We start from the raw sequence: 16927 nt of genomic DNA on the forward strand, positions 1-16927 counted from the left end.
CATGTTGTTACGTCAGGAAGTAGAACGTAGAAAACTAATAATCATTCGTAAATTATTAGGGTTAGGATTAACTGAAATTAATGGACAAACATTAGATCAACTAACGTTAACGCAGCTTGAAGGACTTTTAATTGCAAGCTTGCAGGTATTGGAGGGGAAAAACAATGCCAAAGCAATTAACAATTTTTGACGTGGAGCCAGTTGTATCATTTGATCCTAAGAAAGCTCATATTCACCGTTTGAATTCAAAATTAAGGTATACAGATGTGGTAGTGCAAATACCACGCCAAGCCAAAGCAATTGATGAATTAAAACCAACGACAGCGCCTGATGAACGTTATGAGTTATTTGAAGATTACACAATTGGAATTTGGCGTTATAAACGAGCGGAGGATAAACAATTTGTATGGGAAGAGGCCGAAAAAATGTGTAAGCAAGCAAGGAATGAAAAAAAGCCGATTCCAATACGGCTTCATTTATCACTTGAACAAGCATTTGTTCCAGAAAATGTTGTGCAATATCTATAGACAAATAAAAAAAGCTGAGATCACTCTCAACTTACTTCGACAAAGTAATTATAACATACGGGAGTGATCTTGGTGGGAATTAGAAAAGAAAATCTTGTTGAAATGACAGCTGAAATAGATTTGAAAATAAACGGAATATATGTTGTTAAAAATGGTCAGGTCCAACTAATAGAACCACCTCAAGGTGGCTATGGGGAACAATCATTTGTATATCAAAGTGGAAAAGTAATTCGTATGGAAGAACGAAAAACACAGTTATTATAATCAAATTTGAATTTTATACAAATATACAGAAATGATTGAGGGATAAATCTATAAATAAAACCTGTACTCTCATTATATACAGAGTACAGGTTTTGGATACAGATGCTGAGTTCTTGGGATGGTGAACACCAGCAACAAAATAATATCACGAGTATTTAGAAAAAACATCAGATAATTGTTTCCGATTTTTCAAATAATAGTTAATTAGTTTTAAATAAACCAAAGCGTTATTTTGTACCAAATAAAAATAAAAGAGCCCTACAAGAGGGCCACGCGAATATTTTCGCATATCGTATACCTTAGTATATGTATGTCCCAAAAGGATATGATCAAAATAGTTATTTGAATAGAAAAGAGCACCAGTAGGGCGTATGGCGCTCTTTGACCAGGAACTATATTGTGTATTTTCTATAGTCCGTATAAGTATATGGAAGTTGAAAATAAAGAGTGAATACATTTAAAACAAAATTCTTATTGAATAAAAAATAAAAGAACCCGTTTGTTATAAACGGATTCTTCCCTTAAGGTGTGCAAGGAATACAAGGTAACTGGCCTAGGGAAACCTGTAGAATTCCTTGTGATTGTAATGTATGCAAAGGAATCAATAAGGTTAATGAGTTTTAAACAAAATCCTTATTTTAAAGTTAAAGAGCGCCTTGTAGAGCGCTCCTTATGCCTAATTATAAATACTTATGTTCGATCTTAGATTAATTTCTTACTTGGAGAAATAAAATGCTCTTAAACAAAGTTTAGATAGACAATCGAGCCCATAATTACAATATAAAATACCGCACAAAAGAAGATTAAAATGTATTTTAATGTCTTGTTCATATTAGTACCGTCCTAAAAGAGGGTTATTTGGATTTTAATATCGTATGTAAAAAAGGTGCATTTATACAAGGGAAGGGTAGCTAGCAAAAGTAAAACAAAATCTTTATTTAAAAACTAAAGAGCGCTTTTTAAAGCGCTCCTTAAGAAAAATAAAAAAGAATACCTCATGATACTGTATGTATGTTTTTTAGGAATGTAAGGATTTAAAACAAAATCGTTATTTGAAAAAATACCAGCTTAAATACTGCGTACATATATTTAAGCTGGAACAAAGAAATAAAGTTATTGTTTGTGTTTTTCCTCTTTATCAAGGAAAAATACAACGAATATTGCTAGGAGAATAGGCAGCCAAACTTCGTGTGGCATATTAAAACCTCCTTAAAATATGAATCTACTATATTTTACCATATACAAGAGTTTCAATGTAAGGCAATTAAAAAGATGAGTTTATAACCAAAACGCTATTTTGTACTGAGTAAATGTTGATGTTTATTAAAATGATAAAGCAGCTAGCTCAATGAACTAACTGCTTTATCGTCCAACAAGAACAATACCCACAATACATTGTAACTTAAGGTTACAACTATAGTATGAGTAGAAGTGAAAATGTTATGCAAGAAAGTTAAATAAAAACTTCATTTTAAACAACAAAGCAGCTAGCCGAAATAGCTAACTGCTTCGTTGTGCAATTTTAGAAGTTACAATCGATACGGATATATGTTGTAACAAAAAGTTACAACTATAGTATAAACAAATATCAAAATATTATGCAAGTAAGAAAACTAAACAAAAATTTCATTTTGTAGAAAAAAGGAAACTAAAAAAGAGCACCATGCATAAGTGCTCTTTAAGATAGGAGGTAACACTTTGAGCTGAGTCTACGTTAGAAGTATATGGTGTAAAAAAAGAAATAAGAACAAGATTTTATTAACTCAGTACAAAAAGCAGCTAGCAAAAGCTAACTGCTCTCAGAAAAAAACGTTAAGAAGGAAGTTCAGAACTCAAGTGTATTTATAGTATGGACAAGGTTTATGGATTTATTCAAGGGGGATGGATAATGTGCATTTATTGAGAAAACGCGGTTAAAGAATTCTTTAAGAAGCAAGAGTCGGAACGCAATAAAAAAGCAGTTAGCAAAAGCTAACTGCATAGTGAATAAGAAGAGCCTAATGGTCATTCGTATTCAACCTTGGTGTATCTATATTGTTAACATATTTTAGAAATTTATTCAATAAAAGAGCAGCTAGCAAAAGCTAACTGCTTGGCTGGTTCTCCGTGGGGATCGGAGAAAGGTTAGGGATTCATTAAATGAGTTCAGGCTATTGCCTAACTACATTATTGACGGAATGTTTATTAAATAATCATAGTGGTAATTTATTGTTTGTTTTAATTTAAGGCTGGTTCAAAAAAAGTGATGTACCAACAAAATATAAAATTATTAAAAGGAAAATTGCTATGAAAATGTCAAAAAATCTTTTTCATCAGTAAGACCTTCTTTATGAAGAATATTAACATTTATCTAGAATTTGAACAAAATAATCCTTTTCTAATAAAAGGTTACTAAAATATGAGAAAATGATATAATAATCCAAATTACACATTTAGTCCTACTGGAAGAACCAGCGGACACTGAACTATGATGAGCATTATTGATATTGCTCTGTAGTTGGTGTCCGCTTTTTTGTTTTTATTAACAAAATATATAAGGAGTGTTTATATATATGACGCAATTAACTTTCTTACCTAAAATTGATCGCAAAGCAACTCAGGCTCGTTTAGAAGAGATTCTTGAAAATGTTCGTATTTATAGACAATTTGGGATGATTAGACATGAGATGAAGGTTACAGCATCTAGCGAGGTAAGATATCACGGTCCAACAAATATAGCAGGGAAGCCAGCTGAAGATATTGCTTTAGCAAATGTTGCTATGAGTGAAAGAGAAGTGAAATTACAACGTTTGTCTTTTCAAGTTGATAAGGCGTTAAGTCGTTTTAGTAAAAATCAAAGGGATATTATTGTAAAAAGATATTTAGAAGATGAAGAAGTCTTTGATTATATGGTTTATAACGAAATTGGTATGAGTGAGCGTACGTATAGACGAAATAAATCTAATGCTTTTTATAAATTAGCTTTTGCTCTCAGATTAGAAGTATATGAGGCAGAAGAAAGTGGAGGTAATGAATAATGAATTTTGTTCAACCAATACGTGACCCAGAGCAAATACAGCAGTTAAAAGAGTATTTTAAGGAAAAGAGCTTACGTAATTACATTCTCTTCATTATGGGTATTAATACAGGATTGAGAATCTCGGACATTTTGAAATTGAAAGTAGGAGATGTCAAAGGTAGTCATATATCTATGCGGGAAAAGAAAACAGGGAAACAGAAGCGAATACAAATTACTGCAGCACTGAAAAGAGAGCTTAAATGGTTTATTGTAGAAAGAGAAGACAATGAGTATTTATTGCAAAGCAGACAAGGTAAGAATCGTCCAATTGGTCGTAGCATGGCATATAAGATATTAAGCGGAGCAGCGGCAGATTTCGGGTTAGATGAAATAGGAACACATACGTTAAGAAAAACATACGGGTATCACATGTACATGCAAACAAAAAACATAGCATTACTCATGGAGATATTCAATCACTCGTCAGAGAAGGTCACGTTACGCTATATAGGTGTTAACCAAGATGCAATGGATAAAGCAATGACTAGGTTTAAAATCTAATCATTGCTTATTTCTTTTTAAATCTAAGAGTATAGAACAAAAAAGAAGGTTCCTTGGTGAGAGTACGGTTACCTCCCTTTTCCTTGCTACTGATAATGATAATTTGAAGGATTGAAATGATTAACTATGCAATAAAAGAAAGAAATTCTAGCAAAGCAGGATATTTGTGATTTGGGAATTTTTGATTATATAGATAAGTAAACGTAATGAATATAAGTAAAGTTGCTATTGAAAAAAGTAAAACATCAAGTGAGGTAAATAGCTTTCCTAAAATAGATAATAAGGATGAATCTTGCGAACTCATTAAGTAAGCCTCCTTGTATTTAATTTTTAATGTATAAATTTAAATAATATTTAGATCTAACTCTTGATATAAAATCTATGCATTTCTCTATTATAATGAGGTACTTATTATAATAGAGTTTAATCAATTTAAGAAAATTATAACAATTAAAACGATTTATGAGAAGCGAAATTTAAAAGAGAGCTGAGTTCGCCTAAGCTTATTATTATTGTATAAGATTTCTAAAAAATAATACTTTACAAACAATACACCTTTAATTAGAATAATTCATATAATTCGACGAAATACGACAAAATAAATGCGTTATCAATTTTCAGAAAAACAAGAATGTTAAATACGTTTTTGGGGTACTTTCTGTATGAATTAGATAGGTAATAAAGTAAATATGCAATATGAATCAGGGTTTATAGAATTAATCTCTATGAAGATTCGGAGAAAAGATGCTATTAAATCTTTCGCGTAACACAACCCTAAAAGTTAGTCTTTTTAAATTAGCTCACACCAAGACAAAATTATGTATAACACAAGTAATAGAAAAACATAACTTATTTTTTGAAGGAGATACAGGAGATATGGGGAAGCTATTTAAAAAAAAATCTGTAACACAACTATTAGATCATAATAAGAGTAAGAATTTAACAAAGACATTAGGATTATTTGATTTAATTATGTTAGGAATAGGTTCCATAATTGGAACGGGAGTTCTTGTGTTAACCGGATTAGTAGCAGCAAGAGATGCTGGTCCTGCAGTTATTTTTTCATTTGTACTTGCAGCAATAGTATGTGGATTTATCGCTTTATGTTACGCAGAAATTGCTTCTGCACTTCCGACTTCAGGTAGTGTATATACGTACTCTTATGCGACGATTGGTGAGTTTGTGGCACATTTAGTGGGTTGGACGCTACTCTCAATTTATATCGTGGCTACAGCAGCGGTTGCTAGTGGATGGACAGGATATTTCCACAATTTAATAAGTGGATTGGGATTAGAGATACCCAAATCACTGGTATCGATTCCATCGCAAGGTGGTATTATGAATCTACCAGCAGTTGTCATTACACTAATTATTACATGGATGTTATCACGTGGTACGAAAGAAAGTAAACGTATCAATAACATAATGGTGTTAATTAAAATTGGAATGGTTATATTATTTATTGTAGTTGGTGTATTCTATGTAAAACCAGAGAACTGGGTACCGTTTACACCATACGGTTTAAATGGCGTTTTAGCTGGTGGAGCAGCCGTCTTTTTTGCTTTTATGGGGTTTGATATACTGGCAACTTCAGCAGAAGAAGTAAAAGATCCGCAACGAAACCTTCCCATTGGTATTATTGTATCATTAATTATATGTACAATCATATACGTTATAGTGTGCCTTGTTATGACAGGTATGGTTTCCTATAAAGAATTAAATGTACCTGAAGCAATGGCTTATGTAATGGAAGTCGTAGGACAAGATAAAGTTGCTGGTATAATTGCTGTAGGAGCAGTAATTGGTCTTATGGCTGTTATTTTCTCAACTATGTACGCAGCAACACGTGTATTCTTTGCTATGAGTCGCGATGGACTATTACCAAAATCACTTGCGAAGATTAATAAACAGACTGGAGCGCCAACTTTTACAATTGGATTGGCGGGAATAGGAAGCTCTTTAATAGCTGGATTTATTGATTTAAAAGAGTTAGCAAATTTAGTTAATATTGGCGGTTTGGTAACGTTCGCATTGGTTGGTGTATCAGTTATTATACTACGTAAGACACATCCAAATTTAAAACGAGGTTTTATGGTACCGTTTGTACCTGTATTACCAATCATTTCAATTGTAAGTTGTGTATTTTTAATGCTAAATTTACCATTAAGAACATGGGTGTACTTCAGTGTTTGGATAGCAATTGGTACTTTAATATATTTCATATATTCAATGAAACACAGTAATTTAAACGAGGAAACACTTTCGAAAGTAAATGATAAAATAGCGAAATAATTTTAATATCAAGTAATGTAGATATTAATAAAATAGTAAAAGATGACTTTTGTTAAATATAGAAGTCATCTTTTTTTAATTATTTGAGAAGTTTAAGATTCTATTCAAAAATAGTTAAGGGAATAAAAAAGAAAGCAAAAACAGCTAAACATTCTTTTGCTGTTTTTGCTTATATAATTTCAATTAGAGGCACCGTTATACAGTTACTCATAAATTTCGTACTGTGTAACTCAAAAGAGAAAGTTAAATTAAATCAATGATATCAAGGACTGTGGCGTATGGCTCAGTTACACACAATATAAGATATGGGTAAGTGAAGCAACGGCATAAAACAAAAGCACAGTTTATCAAATGGACGTAAAGCTTCATTATCATCAAGTTAAGAAATTCATTGTTTCCAATTAATAGTATCCATTTTTATGTAGTTGTTATTGATTTTGAAAAAATAAAAAATCGCCTCATTAAAGGCGATTCATAGTTTATTCATTTTGCATTCTTTTGATAAGTAAGTATCTTTTAAATACAATGTTCTATATTAACGTCTTTCTGGTTCTTTTTCTTTTCTTCTAAGACCAAATAAACCTGCTAGTCCTAATAAACCAAGCCACGCCCAATTATTATTATCATCACGATCATTGTTCAAATCATTTGTTGTATTCACATTTCGAGTTCTAGTATCATTATTAACTCTATTCATGTTATTGTCATTAACTCGAGTTGTAATATTATTATTATTATTAACTCTATCCATATTATTTCCATCGTATTCAGCATGAACATTGGTACCAAAAACCATAATAGTTAGTAATAGAGCACTTAAAATAGATGAGAATTTTTTCTTCATAGTTTTCCCTCCTTTCATATTCAGTAATGTCTCCAGTTTCTTTAGACAATATTCGTTTGAAAATATATAAAACCATTTGAATTGAAATTATGATAAACATCTTTAATTTTTATTATTAAAAGTACTTATAATAATGGATTAAGTTAATTGAAATGTATTTATTATTTATAAGAATAAATTTTTAGTAACGGTACATTCTATGAGGGAAAATTACTATATTTGGGTAAGGTGTTCCGTATGAGTTATAAGAACTTATTTTCTTTAATCCAGAACATGGTTAGGAAAATTTTTTCTATAGTAAGTATTGTTGCTAAAAGTTTAATTTCTTTAAGGAGGAATATTTTTATGGGTATTTTAAGTGGAAATCCACAAAATGAACCAATGCACTACGGGGAAGTCTTTGGGATTTGGAGTTATCTTGCAGGAGCACAAGGCACAATTGCTGGATATCAAGTTCTTATTAACCACACAGGAGATGAGGACTTAAAGAAATTTTTAGAAAACCTTGTAGAGAATGATATCCAATCAGAGGTTGAAGAATTAAAAAACTTATTAAAATTAAATGGAGTTGCATTACCACCAGCACCTCCAGAAAGACCAGTTGCATCTATTGAAACGATTCCTCCTGGTGCTCGTATTAATGATGCGGAAATTGCAGCTAAAGTTTCTATGGATCTTGCTGCTGGGCTAGTAGCATGTAGTCAAGCTATGGGACAATCTCTTCGAGAAGATGTTGGAATGATGTTTGGTCAATTTCATATGAAAAAAGCACAAGCTGGAGCTATATTGCTTCGTCTGAATAAGAAAAAAGGTTGGATTATTCCACCTCCATTACATGTTCTACAATCAGATCAAGCATAATAACAAAAATAAAATTTAATCTATTCTTTATGGCTGTTGCAGTGAGGTAGTCTAAGGAAATAAAGGTTATTAGCGAATTAAAATAAGTGGCAGAGTCATGACCGCTTTTTGGCAGTAAATGTGCCGATTGTTTTGGGATTAGCATGTTATATTTGTATTGTGAGTAGTGGCGGAAAATAACGCTCACAAGATTCCTGATAATTGAAAATGGATCGTCATGACCGGTGGCGGTGGTTGTAGATTGGATGAACAATTGTTTCTTGTTTTTACATTCAATTGCAATTCACATTATGTAGATGGAGAAGGGCTTTTGCTCTTCTTCCAGTTACTTAATATTGTGGGAGTGAATGAATGTAACGGTATTAAGTGATTGAAACAAGAATAAATACCGTATTTATATAGTAATAACAAAAGATTTTGACGAAAGAGCAACTGGTGCACGGTTGCTCTTTCATTATGCAAAAATTGCATGAGTAATGTCAGGATTAAAAGAATAGCATATTATCTTTCTCGATGTACATATTAAGTAAAGTATTTAATATCATACATAAAAGGCGGGGTAATATGAGTGAAAATAAGAAAAGTAAAGAATTGAATAAGGTGAAGAAGTATTATTTTAATGAGGATAATCAGCCAGTAGCTGGCATAGAGTTAACTTTGCCGCCTGATATAGGAAGTATGTTAGACCCGAAATCAGAAGATGATGATGAAAGTAGAGAAAGTAATAATGAATAAGTTTAATCTAAGCATCCATTCGGGTGCTTTTTATTTTGGTTAAGGAGTGAGGGGAATTGGATAGCTTTTTAAATGGTAGAATCGCTGCACTTGGTCTTATACCCATCGATAAGAAAGCATACATCAAATACTTTAAGCCTAATGAGAAGGCGTATAAGAAGGTTGGGATTGATGTTAATCGATTTAAGTATTATAAGCTGTATGAACAGAAGCCGATGTTTTACTCTGTAGAATATCTCACGCAAACACCAATAAAAGATTTATTGGAAAGAGATAGAGGAAATCAAACACGCTGGGTAAAGACAGATGAAAGAATATAAAACCAAACAAGAGAAGCGTAAGTTCTATGACAGTGGTGAGTGGAAGAGTATACGCGAGCAAGTAAAGAAGCGTGACAACTATGAATGTCAGGGATGTAAACGGAATGGTCGTGTTCAAACAGACAATAATGAATACAGTGAGAGTGCCAAGCGTAAAAAGATACAACTCGTTGTCCATCATATAAAAGAACTAGAACATCATCCAGAACTTGCGTTAGAAATAAACAATTTAGAAACAGTATGTGTGGATTGCCACAATAAAGAACACGGTAGAACATTCAAAAAGAAACAGAATAAATGGGAACACGATGAAAAGTGGTAAAAATGATTCGAAAACAGTCCCCCCCTTAAAATATTTCATCAAAAAATGCTCTAAGGGGCACCGGAGGAGGGGGTCGTTTTTCCAGATTTTTAAGTTATTTCGTATAGGACCCCTACCCAGTATGAAAATATGATTGAATCGAGGTGATATTATGGCGGATATTGATGAGCGTGAGGTGCTAGTTAACAAAGAAAAAAATCGTTTGAAAAGATTATTTAAAGACATCCCACCTAGTAAGTTAAAAGTGGTTGAAGGATTAATTATTCAGGCAGCAAGATTACGAGTTTTATTAAATGAGATGTGGATGGATATATCTGAGAATGGTGACTATGAAATGTTCTCACAATCTGATAAAACAGAGCCGTATGAAAGAGAACGACCTGTTGCCCGGTTATATAATACCCGTGATCAATCATATCAAAGGGTCATTAAACAACTAACGGATTTGTTGCCAGAAGGAAATAATAAAAAAGAAATTAAGAAATATTCGGCAAGTGATTTAATATGATTGTTCATAAGTATGTAAGTGAATATATAGAACTATATGAAATAGGAACAGTGGTATTAAATAAAGAACGTATCATGCTTATAAATTATTTAAAGCAAGATATATTAACCCGTAATGATTTACATTTTGATGTGGATTTAATTCATAAATGTGTAACTTTCATAGAAAAGTGGCATTTCAAATTAAATTCCTTTCAGAAATTTTTAATAGCATTTGTGTTTTTGTTTGATGAATATGAGGATGTTTATTTTGATCAACACTTCTGGATGATGGCAAGGGGTGCTGGTAAAAACGGATTGATTAGTGCATTGACACACTTCTTTATTAGCGAGTTGCACGGTATTGAGCATTACAACGTATCAGTAGTTGCTAATACAGAAAGACAGGCTAAAACTTCTTTTATAGATGTTTATGAAAAGAATAAAAAACATGAAATATTAGACGAGTTATTTGTATCAACAAAACAATTGATAACAAATAAAGCTACTCGTTCAACTTTTGAATTTCATACGTCTAATGCAGGGAGTAAAGACTCGTTAAGGGACGGGTGTGTTATTTACGATGAGATACATAGATATGAAAATAGCGATGTTGTAGAAGTGTTCTCTAGCGGTTTAGGTAAAGTTCCTAACTCTAGGGAATTTTTTATTACCACAGATGGATTTGTTCGTGAGGGGTATCTTGACAAAATGAAAGAGCGAGCTATGAATATCCTGAAAGGGAAAGAAAAAGAAGATAGATTGTTTCCTTTTATTTGTAAGCTTGATAACGCTGAAGAAGTAGATAATCCTGATATGTGGGAAAAAGCAAATCCGATGTTTAGTAAGCCAATGAGTCAATACGCTAGAGGATTGTTTAAGAAAGTTATGCGTCAGTATAAAAATCTAGAAAACGATCCGTCTAATAGAGAAAATTTCATGACTAAAAGGATGAATATACCGGAAGTAGATTTAACAAAGTCTGTAGCTTCATGGGAAGAAATCATGCGTACTGGTTTTGAAGAAGATGGAGAAACACTGAGAGAAGTTCCGGATTTAAAGCACAAAGTAGCTGTAGGCGGTCTCGACTTCGCCAGCATCAAAGACTTCGCAGCAGTCGGCTTGCTATTTAAACATGGTGAAGATTATATATGGAAAGGTCATTCATTTGTACGTAAAGGATTCTTGGACAAGGTGAAATTAAAAGCGCCTATTTATGAATGGGCTGAAAATGGCTTACTAACTATTGTGGATGAGCCGGTTATTAATATCTCTCATATTGTGGATTGGTTTGTAAAAATGCGTGAGATATACGGATTTAACACAATAGTAGCTGATACATTCCGTCTTGATCTTGTTAAAACAGCACTTGAAGCTGAAGGTTTCATATTGTTATACATCCGTAACCCAAAAGCTATTCATTCTTTATTAGCGCCAAGGGTAGAAACGTTATTTGCAAACAATCGTATTATTTTTGGTGATAATCCATTAATGCGTTGGTACACCAATAACGTCTACGTCCACATCAAAAAAGACGGCAACAAAGAATATTTGAAGAAAGATGAATTTAAGAGAAAAACAGATGGATTCCAAGCCTTTATCCATGCATTATGGCAAGCGGATAACATTCTTGTGGATGAATTCGACTTTATGTTAGACAGTATTAAATTCTAATAAAGGGGGTGATAATCATTGGATGGTTGGACGCAGTATTTAAAAGAAATAGTGAAGTAGGATTTATGTTTGATGTGGAAATGTTTATCGAAAAGGCAAATAGAGTCCATATGAAGCGATTAGCGATTGATACATGTATTTCTTTTTTAGGAAGAACAATAAGTCAGTCGGAATTCAGAGTGAAAAACGGTGAAGAATTTGAAAAGGATGAGCTTTATTACCGATTAAATGTTAGACCAAATAAGAATATGACAGCAAGTACCTTTTGGGAGAGTTTCATTTACAAACTTATTTATGATAATGAAGCTTTGATTATCCAAGCGGATGATGGTGATCTACTTATTGCTGATGACTTTGAACATAACGAATATGCTGTGTTTGAAGATACTTTTACAAATGTCACTGTAAAAGGTTATCAGTTTAAAAGAAGTTTTAAACAAAGTGAAGTCATTCATTTAAGATACAGGAATGATAAGTTATCACCTCTTATCGATGGTTTGTTTACTGATTATGGTGATTTATTCGGTAGAATATTAAGTTCTCAAAAACGTAAGAATCAAATTCGCGGAACAGTTGATATGGACATGCTCGCTGCAAAGAGCAAAGAACACCAATCAAAACTGCAAGAGTTCATTGATAACATGTACAAAGCGATTGGAGAAAAAGATGTCGCTATCATTCCACAACAACCAGGTTTTAAGTATGCTGAAACGTCAGGTGGAGCAAATTCTGGGCAGAGTGTGGAGGAAATTAATAAAGTAACAAATGGCTTCTTAAATCAAGTAGCAATGGCTTTTGGTATTCCAACTGCTTTGATATATGGCGAAATGGCTGACGTTGAGAAGCAAACGAAAAATTATATGCTTTTCACAGTGAAACCTTTATTAAAAAAGATTTCTGATGAAGCAAACGTTAAATTTTTTGAAGAAGAAGAGTATCTTTCAGGTCAAAAAATTGAAGTTAAAGCTGTTTCTTATCAAAGTATATTTGATCTTGCAACAAGCATCGATAAACTCATTTCTTCAAGTGCATTTACAGGGAATGAGATTCGATTAGAAGTAGGATATGAAGTTTCTGATGATCCTAACTTAAATACACATCATATTACGAAAAACTATACGAAACTAACTGAATCTGAAGGAGGTGAGAATACAAATGACGGTGAAAATTGACGTTAAAGGACCAATTATTTCGAATGATGAAGCTTGGATTTATGATTGGTTTGAAATGGATGCTGCAAGCCCAGGTAAAATTTCAAAAGAACTAACTAATGCCAATGGTGATGATTTAATTGTATCGATTAACAGTCCTGGTGGTTATGTGCACGAAGGATCAGAAATTTATACAGCATTAAAAAATTATCCTGGTAATGTGGAAGTTCAAATTGTTGGTTTGGCTGCAAGTGCAGCTTCTGTTATTGCGATGGCTGGTGATAAAGTCCGAATTTCACCTACAGCACAAATTATGATTCATAATGCTTCAATGTGGAATGGTGGAGATCATCGTGACATGGAAAAGGCAGCTGAAATGTTGAAAACAACAGATAGAGCAATTGTAAATGCTTATGTCATTAAAAGCGGTAAATCAGAAAAGGAACTACTTAATATGATGGCTGAAGAGACTTGGATGAGGCCGCAACAAGCATTAGAAAATAATTTTGTGGATGAAATTATGTTTATGGATAATCAGGTTAAAATGACAGCTTCAACTGCTACTGCCACCATGCTTCCGCAGAAAGTAATCGATGGCTTTAGAAATGGAACAATGAACAAAGGCCAAGGGATTACAAAAGAAGATTTAAATGCAGCATTATCAGGATTAAAAAATGAAATCCTGAATGATTTACAAAACAATATAGAAGAACCAAAGGAGCCGCATCCTAAACCTGTAAAAAACAGTGGGATTAAAGGGCTCCTTTTAAAATTATAAAAATTGGGGGAAACACATAATGACGATTAAATTTAATAAATCTGAAGCATTTAATAAAGCAAAAGCAAAATTGACGGACACTTTAACTAACGCGGAAAGTACAGAACAAGAACAAACGTCAGCGTTTGAAGGTTTCTTTGATGCACTACAAACAGATGTAGCAAATACGGTCCGTGAACAAGTAAATAACGATATGCTTGATCGTTCAATTTTACAGCAACGTGGTCAAAATGTTTTAACTTCAGCAGAAACAAAATTCTTCAATGCAGTTGTTAAAGAAGGTGGATTTACAGATGGCTCAATCCTTCCTGTAACGACTCAAGAGCGTGTGTTTGAAGATTTAGTTACAGAACATCCCTTATTAGCTGAAATTGGTTTGCAAGATTTAGGAGCAGTTACGAAGTTTATTTACTCTGATGCAACGAAGGCGTATGTATGGGGCGAATTATTCGGGGAAATCCGTGGGCAAATTGATGCTATCTTCAAACAAGAAAAAATTGGTCAACTTAAATTAACTGCATTTGCAGCAATTCCAAATGATATGAAGGAACTTGGCCCGGAATGGATTGAACGTTATGTTCGAACTGTTTTAGTAGAAACATATTCAGTCGGTCTAGAATTTGGCTTTATTAATGGTGGCGGATCTGTAGCACATCAACCAGTTGGTTTAATGAAAGATGTAAATCCAGAAACAGGCGCTGTTACTGATAAAAAATCTTCTGGTAAACTAACATTTGCTCCGTCTGATAAAGGGGTAATTGTAGCAGGCGAACTTTATGAAGTAGTAAAAGCTTTATCTGTTGATGCAAAAGGGAAATCCAGAAAAGTATTAAATAAAATTGTAATGGTAGTTAACCCGATTGATGCGATTGGCGTACAAGCACGTAATACAATCCAGACCGCAACAGGTCAATGGGTAATGGCATTGCCTTATAACATTAAACCTGTCGAGTGTGAGGAAGTTCCTGTTGGTAAAGCATTATTCTTTGTAAAAGGACAATATATTGCTGCAATCGCAGGTGGATACAAGCTAAAAGAATTTGATCAAACATTAGCTTTCGAAGATGCTACCCTTTATACAATTAAACAATTTGCTAATGGGAAACCGAAAGATAATAAAGCGGCTCTTGTTTACGATTTAGAAATTTCATTTACACCATCTACAGAAACAAAAACTAAATAAAGGGTGAAGTGAATGAGAAACGCAACAATTTCAGATGAAATATTGCAAGAATTTAAAGAGAGGATGCACTTAGGAGATGAGGAAGATGATAACTTAAAACGCATCCTTTTTACGTCTAACAAGGTATTAATTAGGGTTTGTGGGAATTATGATTTAAATAAAGACGAGGAGTTCAAAGAATTAGTCTTTGAACGCTCTCGTTATGTTTATAACGATGCATTAGAGTATTTTGACAAGAATTTTTCAAGTCAGATTAATAGTTTAGGTATTGATAAAGCATTAGAAGAAATTAAACTGGACGGTGAGTAATATGCGTCCTTTTCAGTATAAAAAACCACTGAATACAGGTGATTTTAGAAATCGGATTAGCATTGAACAGCCTGTAATAATAAAAGATGAATTAAACCAAGTAATCCAAACATCTTGGCAAGAATTAAAGAAAGCCTGGTCAATGATAAAAACGGTGAAAGGTTCCGAGTACATTGAAGCTTCTACTTCGCAAGCTACACGGGTTTATCGCTTTGTGATTCCTTATGCTTCTGATATTACAGAAGAAATGCGAATCAATATGAAAGGTCGTATCTTTGATATTATTGAACCGCCAATGAATGATGATGAAACGTATCAAACATTGACTATTATCGCAAAGGAGCATACTTAATATGAATGATTTTGCGAGTGAGATTGCTAGAGAATTACAAAGATATGCAAATGTTGTGGAAGAAGAGTTAACAAATGCACAAGAAGATGTAGCTGATATTGCTGTAAGTAAGTTAAGACAAAATAGCCCTAAAAAAACAGGTGGTTATCGTAAAGGTTGGCGTAAGAAAAAAGTAGGTAAAGCCGTTGTTATCCATAATACAAAAGGGCAATTAACGCATCTTTTAGAAAATGGTCATGCGAAAGCTAGTGGTGGCCGAGTACCGGAGAAAGTGCATATTCGTCCCGTTGAAGAGTATGTAATTGATGAATTGCCAAAACGTATTGAAAGGGCAATTGAATCATGACATTAACATTAGGAGAATTTATAAAAATTCTTGAAGCTACAGGCTATCCTGTGGCCTATTCGCATTTCATAGCAACACCAGGTAATCCAGTTCCAGCGCCACCGTATATCTGTTTTCTTGTGGATGGGTCAGCAAATTTAATGGCTGATAACAAGGTGTATCACAAGATAAATGATGTAAATATAGAGCTTTATACAACTAAGAAAGATGTAGTTGCGGAAGCCAAGTTAGAACAAGTACTAGATGATCACGAGATTCCTTATGACTCGTATGGGACTTTTATTGAATCTGAAAATATGTATCAAAAATTTTATGAAACGAGGTTGATATAAATGAATGAAAATAAAGTAGCATTTGGTTTAAAGAATGTCCATTATGCGCTTTTCGATATTAAAGATGGTGTAGTTACATTTAATACACCAATTCCATTACCTGGTGCGGTTGAATTAACGTTTGATCCACGAGGGGATTTAATTGAATTCTACGCTGATGACATGCTTTATTACGCTGCAAGTAATAACCAAGGGTATGATGGAACGCTTTCTATTGCGACTATTCCGGAACAATTTGCAATTGATGCACTAGGGGAGGAATTAGACGAAGAAGATGGTGTGTTAAATGAGTTAGCGGATGCGAAAGGAAAATCATTTGCATTATTATTTGAATTTGATGGCGATGTACGAGCAACTCGACACGTTATGTTTAACTGTTCTGCAAGTCGTCCAACACTTGCATCTAAAACGAAAACAAATTCAGCGGAGCCAAATACAAATGAACTTAAATTTGTGTCCAGCCCTATTGATATTAATGGAAAACGTATGGTTAAAACGAAAACTACTACTAAATCAAAAACAGATATTTATAATAATTGGTACAAAAAAGTGTATACAAAAGTACCTGCATTACCAAAAGGAGCGTAAGTAA

General features: G+C 33.2%; 22 protein-coding genes. 20 read left to right on the forward strand and 2 right to left on the reverse strand.

Translation table 11 applies throughout. The features are described 5' to 3' along the window. Nucleotide 1: 1 nt before the first annotated feature. From EBQ15_RS20535 to EBQ15_RS20555, 5 genes are all read left to right on the forward strand, one after another. Nucleotides 2-190: a hypothetical protein gene (locus EBQ15_RS20535; protein WP_000926800.1), complete on the forward strand. Its 189-nt coding sequence runs from the start codon at nt 2-4 to the stop codon at nt 188-190. Continuing rightward, a complete protein-coding gene (locus EBQ15_RS20540) occupies nt 165-527 on the forward strand; it encodes a hypothetical protein (RefSeq protein ID WP_001125999.1) in 363 nt (120 codons plus the stop codon). Before EBQ15_RS20535 ends, EBQ15_RS20540 begins: the two co-directional genes overlap by 26 nt. Before the next feature lie 72 nt (nt 528-599). Next, the gene (locus EBQ15_RS20545) at nt 600-791 is read left to right on the forward strand and encodes a DUF3954 domain-containing protein (protein ID WP_000512854.1); all 192 of its coding nucleotides are present in this window, start codon (nt 600-602) and stop codon (nt 789-791) included. A 2552-nt stretch (nt 792-3343) separates the two neighbouring features. Next, on the forward strand, nt 3344-3808 hold the full coding sequence (locus EBQ15_RS20550) for an ArpU family phage packaging/lysis transcriptional regulator (protein ID WP_000192851.1): 465 nt from the start codon (nt 3344-3346) through the stop codon (nt 3806-3808). Beyond that, nucleotides 3808-4350 carry a site-specific integrase gene (locus EBQ15_RS20555; RefSeq protein ID WP_001012161.1) on the forward strand — a complete coding sequence of 181 codons (543 nt, stop codon included), beginning with the start codon at nt 3808-3810 and terminating at the stop codon, nt 4348-4350. Before EBQ15_RS20550 ends, EBQ15_RS20555 begins: the two co-directional genes overlap by 1 nt. 124 nt (nt 4351-4474) lie before the next feature. Here EBQ15_RS20555 and EBQ15_RS20560 read toward each other — a convergent pair whose 3' ends face one another. Beyond that, nucleotides 4475-4654, reverse strand: a complete 180-nt coding sequence (locus EBQ15_RS20560; RefSeq protein WP_000098196.1) for a hypothetical protein — start codon at nt 4652-4654, stop codon at nt 4475-4477. Nucleotides 4655-5226: 572 nt separating this feature from the next. On the opposite strand from EBQ15_RS20560, the gene EBQ15_RS20565 reads away from it, so the two are divergent. Further along, nucleotides 5227-6642, forward strand: coding sequence for an amino acid permease (locus EBQ15_RS20565; RefSeq protein ID WP_000517041.1), 1416 nt, complete (start codon nt 5227-5229; stop codon nt 6640-6642). 535 nt (nt 6643-7177) lie between these two features. On the opposite strand, the gene EBQ15_RS20570 is transcribed toward EBQ15_RS20565, so the two are convergent. Continuing rightward, nucleotides 7178-7486, reverse strand: coding sequence for a WGxxGxxG family protein (locus tag EBQ15_RS20570; RefSeq protein ID WP_000726422.1), 309 nt, complete (start codon nt 7484-7486; stop codon nt 7178-7180). A gap of 345 nt (nt 7487-7831) precedes the next feature. Here EBQ15_RS20570 and EBQ15_RS20575 point away from each other — a divergent pair, with 345 nt between their 5' ends. The 14 genes from EBQ15_RS20575 (at nt 7832) to EBQ15_RS20635 (ending at nt 16923) form a co-directional block, all read left to right on the forward strand. Beyond that, a complete protein-coding gene (locus EBQ15_RS20575; RefSeq protein ID WP_000512145.1) occupies nt 7832-8347 on the forward strand; it encodes a DUF3231 family protein in 516 nt (171 codons plus the stop codon). A gap of 564 nt (nt 8348-8911) precedes the next feature. Further along, on the forward strand, nt 8912-9082 hold the full coding sequence (locus EBQ15_RS31260; protein ID WP_001293573.1) for a hypothetical protein: 171 nt from the start codon (nt 8912-8914) through the stop codon (nt 9080-9082). 56 nt (nt 9083-9138) lie between these two features. Further along, nucleotides 9139-9402: a hypothetical protein gene (locus EBQ15_RS20580; protein ID WP_000376830.1), complete on the forward strand. Its 264-nt coding sequence runs from the start codon at nt 9139-9141 to the stop codon at nt 9400-9402. Further along, complete coding sequence (locus EBQ15_RS20585; RefSeq protein ID WP_000666391.1) at nt 9389-9724, forward strand: HNH endonuclease; 336 nt, start codon at nt 9389-9391, stop codon at nt 9722-9724. Before EBQ15_RS20580 ends, EBQ15_RS20585 begins: the two co-directional genes overlap by 14 nt. Nucleotides 9725-9875: 151 nt before the next feature. Further along, nucleotides 9876-10232: a hypothetical protein gene (locus EBQ15_RS20590; RefSeq protein ID WP_000763336.1), complete on the forward strand. Its 357-nt coding sequence runs from the start codon at nt 9876-9878 to the stop codon at nt 10230-10232. Next, nucleotides 10229-11884, forward strand: coding sequence for a terminase TerL endonuclease subunit (locus EBQ15_RS20595; RefSeq protein ID WP_000635295.1), 1656 nt, complete (start codon nt 10229-10231; stop codon nt 11882-11884). The genes EBQ15_RS20590 and EBQ15_RS20595 overlap by 4 nt, the downstream gene beginning before the upstream one ends. Before the next feature lie 8 nt (nt 11885-11892). Continuing rightward, entirely contained in the window at nt 11893-13056 is a 1164-nt protein-coding gene (locus EBQ15_RS20600) for a phage portal protein (protein ID WP_422851062.1), read from the forward strand. Then, nucleotides 13040-13813, forward strand: a complete 774-nt coding sequence (locus EBQ15_RS20605; protein ID WP_000216395.1) for a head maturation protease, ClpP-related — start codon at nt 13040-13042, stop codon at nt 13811-13813. The genes EBQ15_RS20600 and EBQ15_RS20605 overlap by 17 nt, the downstream gene beginning before the upstream one ends. A gap of 19 nt (nt 13814-13832) precedes the next feature. Further along, complete coding sequence (locus tag EBQ15_RS20610; RefSeq protein ID WP_000152778.1) at nt 13833-14996, forward strand: phage major capsid protein; 1164 nt, start codon at nt 13833-13835, stop codon at nt 14994-14996. Between the two features lie 12 nt (nt 14997-15008). Next, entirely contained in the window at nt 15009-15305 is a 297-nt protein-coding gene (locus tag EBQ15_RS20615) for a hypothetical protein (protein ID WP_001243200.1), read from the forward strand. A 1-nt stretch (nt 15306) separates the two neighbouring features. Next, on the forward strand, nt 15307-15657 hold the full coding sequence (locus EBQ15_RS20620) for a phage head closure protein (RefSeq protein ID WP_001247296.1): 351 nt from the start codon (nt 15307-15309) through the stop codon (nt 15655-15657). A 1-nt stretch (nt 15658) separates the two neighbouring features. Further along, a complete protein-coding gene (locus tag EBQ15_RS20625) occupies nt 15659-16003 on the forward strand; it encodes an HK97 gp10 family phage protein (RefSeq protein WP_000997556.1) in 345 nt (114 codons plus the stop codon). Next, nucleotides 16000-16335, forward strand: a complete 336-nt coding sequence (locus tag EBQ15_RS20630) for a hypothetical protein (RefSeq protein ID WP_000176452.1) — start codon at nt 16000-16002, stop codon at nt 16333-16335. Before EBQ15_RS20625 ends, EBQ15_RS20630 begins: the two co-directional genes overlap by 4 nt. Beyond that, complete coding sequence (locus EBQ15_RS20635) at nt 16336-16923, forward strand: major tail protein (protein ID WP_001004907.1); 588 nt, start codon at nt 16336-16338, stop codon at nt 16921-16923. The last annotated feature ends 4 nt before the right edge of the window (nt 16924-16927 follow it).

Source organism: Bacillus sp. 2D03, from assembly GCF_003946765.1.
In the GTDB taxonomy this organism is placed as follows: domain Bacteria; phylum Bacillota; class Bacilli; order Bacillales; family Bacillaceae_G; genus Bacillus_A; species Bacillus_A cereus.

Excerpts from the sequence above, each read along its gene's own strand:
- EBQ15_RS20595 (WP_000635295.1), top strand. The coding sequence starts at position 10,229 with ATGATTGTTCATAAGTATGTAAGTGAATATATAGAACTATATGAAATA.
- EBQ15_RS20610 (WP_000152778.1), top strand. The coding sequence starts at position 13,833 with ATGACGATTAAATTTAATAAATCTGAAGCATTTAATAAAGCAAAAGCA.
- EBQ15_RS20620 (WP_001247296.1), top strand. The coding sequence starts at position 15,307 with ATGCGTCCTTTTCAGTATAAAAAACCACTGAATACAGGTGATTTTAGA.
- EBQ15_RS20585 (WP_000666391.1), top strand. The coding sequence starts at position 9,389 with ATGAAAGAATATAAAACCAAACAAGAGAAGCGTAAGTTCTATGACAGT.
- EBQ15_RS20575 (WP_000512145.1), top strand. The coding sequence starts at position 7,832 with ATGGGTATTTTAAGTGGAAATCCACAAAATGAACCAATGCACTACGGG.
- EBQ15_RS20630 (WP_000176452.1), top strand. The coding sequence starts at position 16,000 with ATGACATTAACATTAGGAGAATTTATAAAAATTCTTGAAGCTACAGGC.
- EBQ15_RS20590 (WP_000763336.1), top strand. The coding sequence starts at position 9,876 with ATGGCGGATATTGATGAGCGTGAGGTGCTAGTTAACAAAGAAAAAAAT.
- EBQ15_RS20555 (WP_001012161.1), top strand. The coding sequence starts at position 3,808 with ATGAATTTTGTTCAACCAATACGTGACCCAGAGCAAATACAGCAGTTA.
- EBQ15_RS31260 (WP_001293573.1), top strand. The coding sequence starts at position 8,912 with ATGAGTGAAAATAAGAAAAGTAAAGAATTGAATAAGGTGAAGAAGTAT.
- EBQ15_RS20635 (WP_001004907.1), top strand. The coding sequence starts at position 16,336 with ATGAATGAAAATAAAGTAGCATTTGGTTTAAAGAATGTCCATTATGCG.
- EBQ15_RS20625 (WP_000997556.1), top strand. The coding sequence starts at position 15,659 with ATGAATGATTTTGCGAGTGAGATTGCTAGAGAATTACAAAGATATGCA.
- EBQ15_RS20605 (WP_000216395.1), top strand. The coding sequence starts at position 13,040 with ATGACGGTGAAAATTGACGTTAAAGGACCAATTATTTCGAATGATGAA.
- EBQ15_RS20535 (WP_000926800.1), top strand. The coding sequence starts at position 2 with ATGTTGTTACGTCAGGAAGTAGAACGTAGAAAACTAATAATCATTCGT.
- EBQ15_RS20570 (WP_000726422.1), bottom strand. The coding sequence starts at position 7,486 with ATGAAGAAAAAATTCTCATCTATTTTAAGTGCTCTATTACTAACTATT.
- EBQ15_RS20560 (WP_000098196.1), bottom strand. The coding sequence starts at position 4,654 with ATGAGTTCGCAAGATTCATCCTTATTATCTATTTTAGGAAAGCTATTT.
- EBQ15_RS20550 (WP_000192851.1), top strand. The coding sequence starts at position 3,344 with ATGACGCAATTAACTTTCTTACCTAAAATTGATCGCAAAGCAACTCAG.
- EBQ15_RS20615 (WP_001243200.1), top strand. The coding sequence starts at position 15,009 with ATGAGAAACGCAACAATTTCAGATGAAATATTGCAAGAATTTAAAGAG.
- EBQ15_RS20565 (WP_000517041.1), top strand. The coding sequence starts at position 5,227 with ATGGGGAAGCTATTTAAAAAAAAATCTGTAACACAACTATTAGATCAT.
- EBQ15_RS20540 (WP_001125999.1), top strand. The coding sequence starts at position 165 with ATGCCAAAGCAATTAACAATTTTTGACGTGGAGCCAGTTGTATCATTT.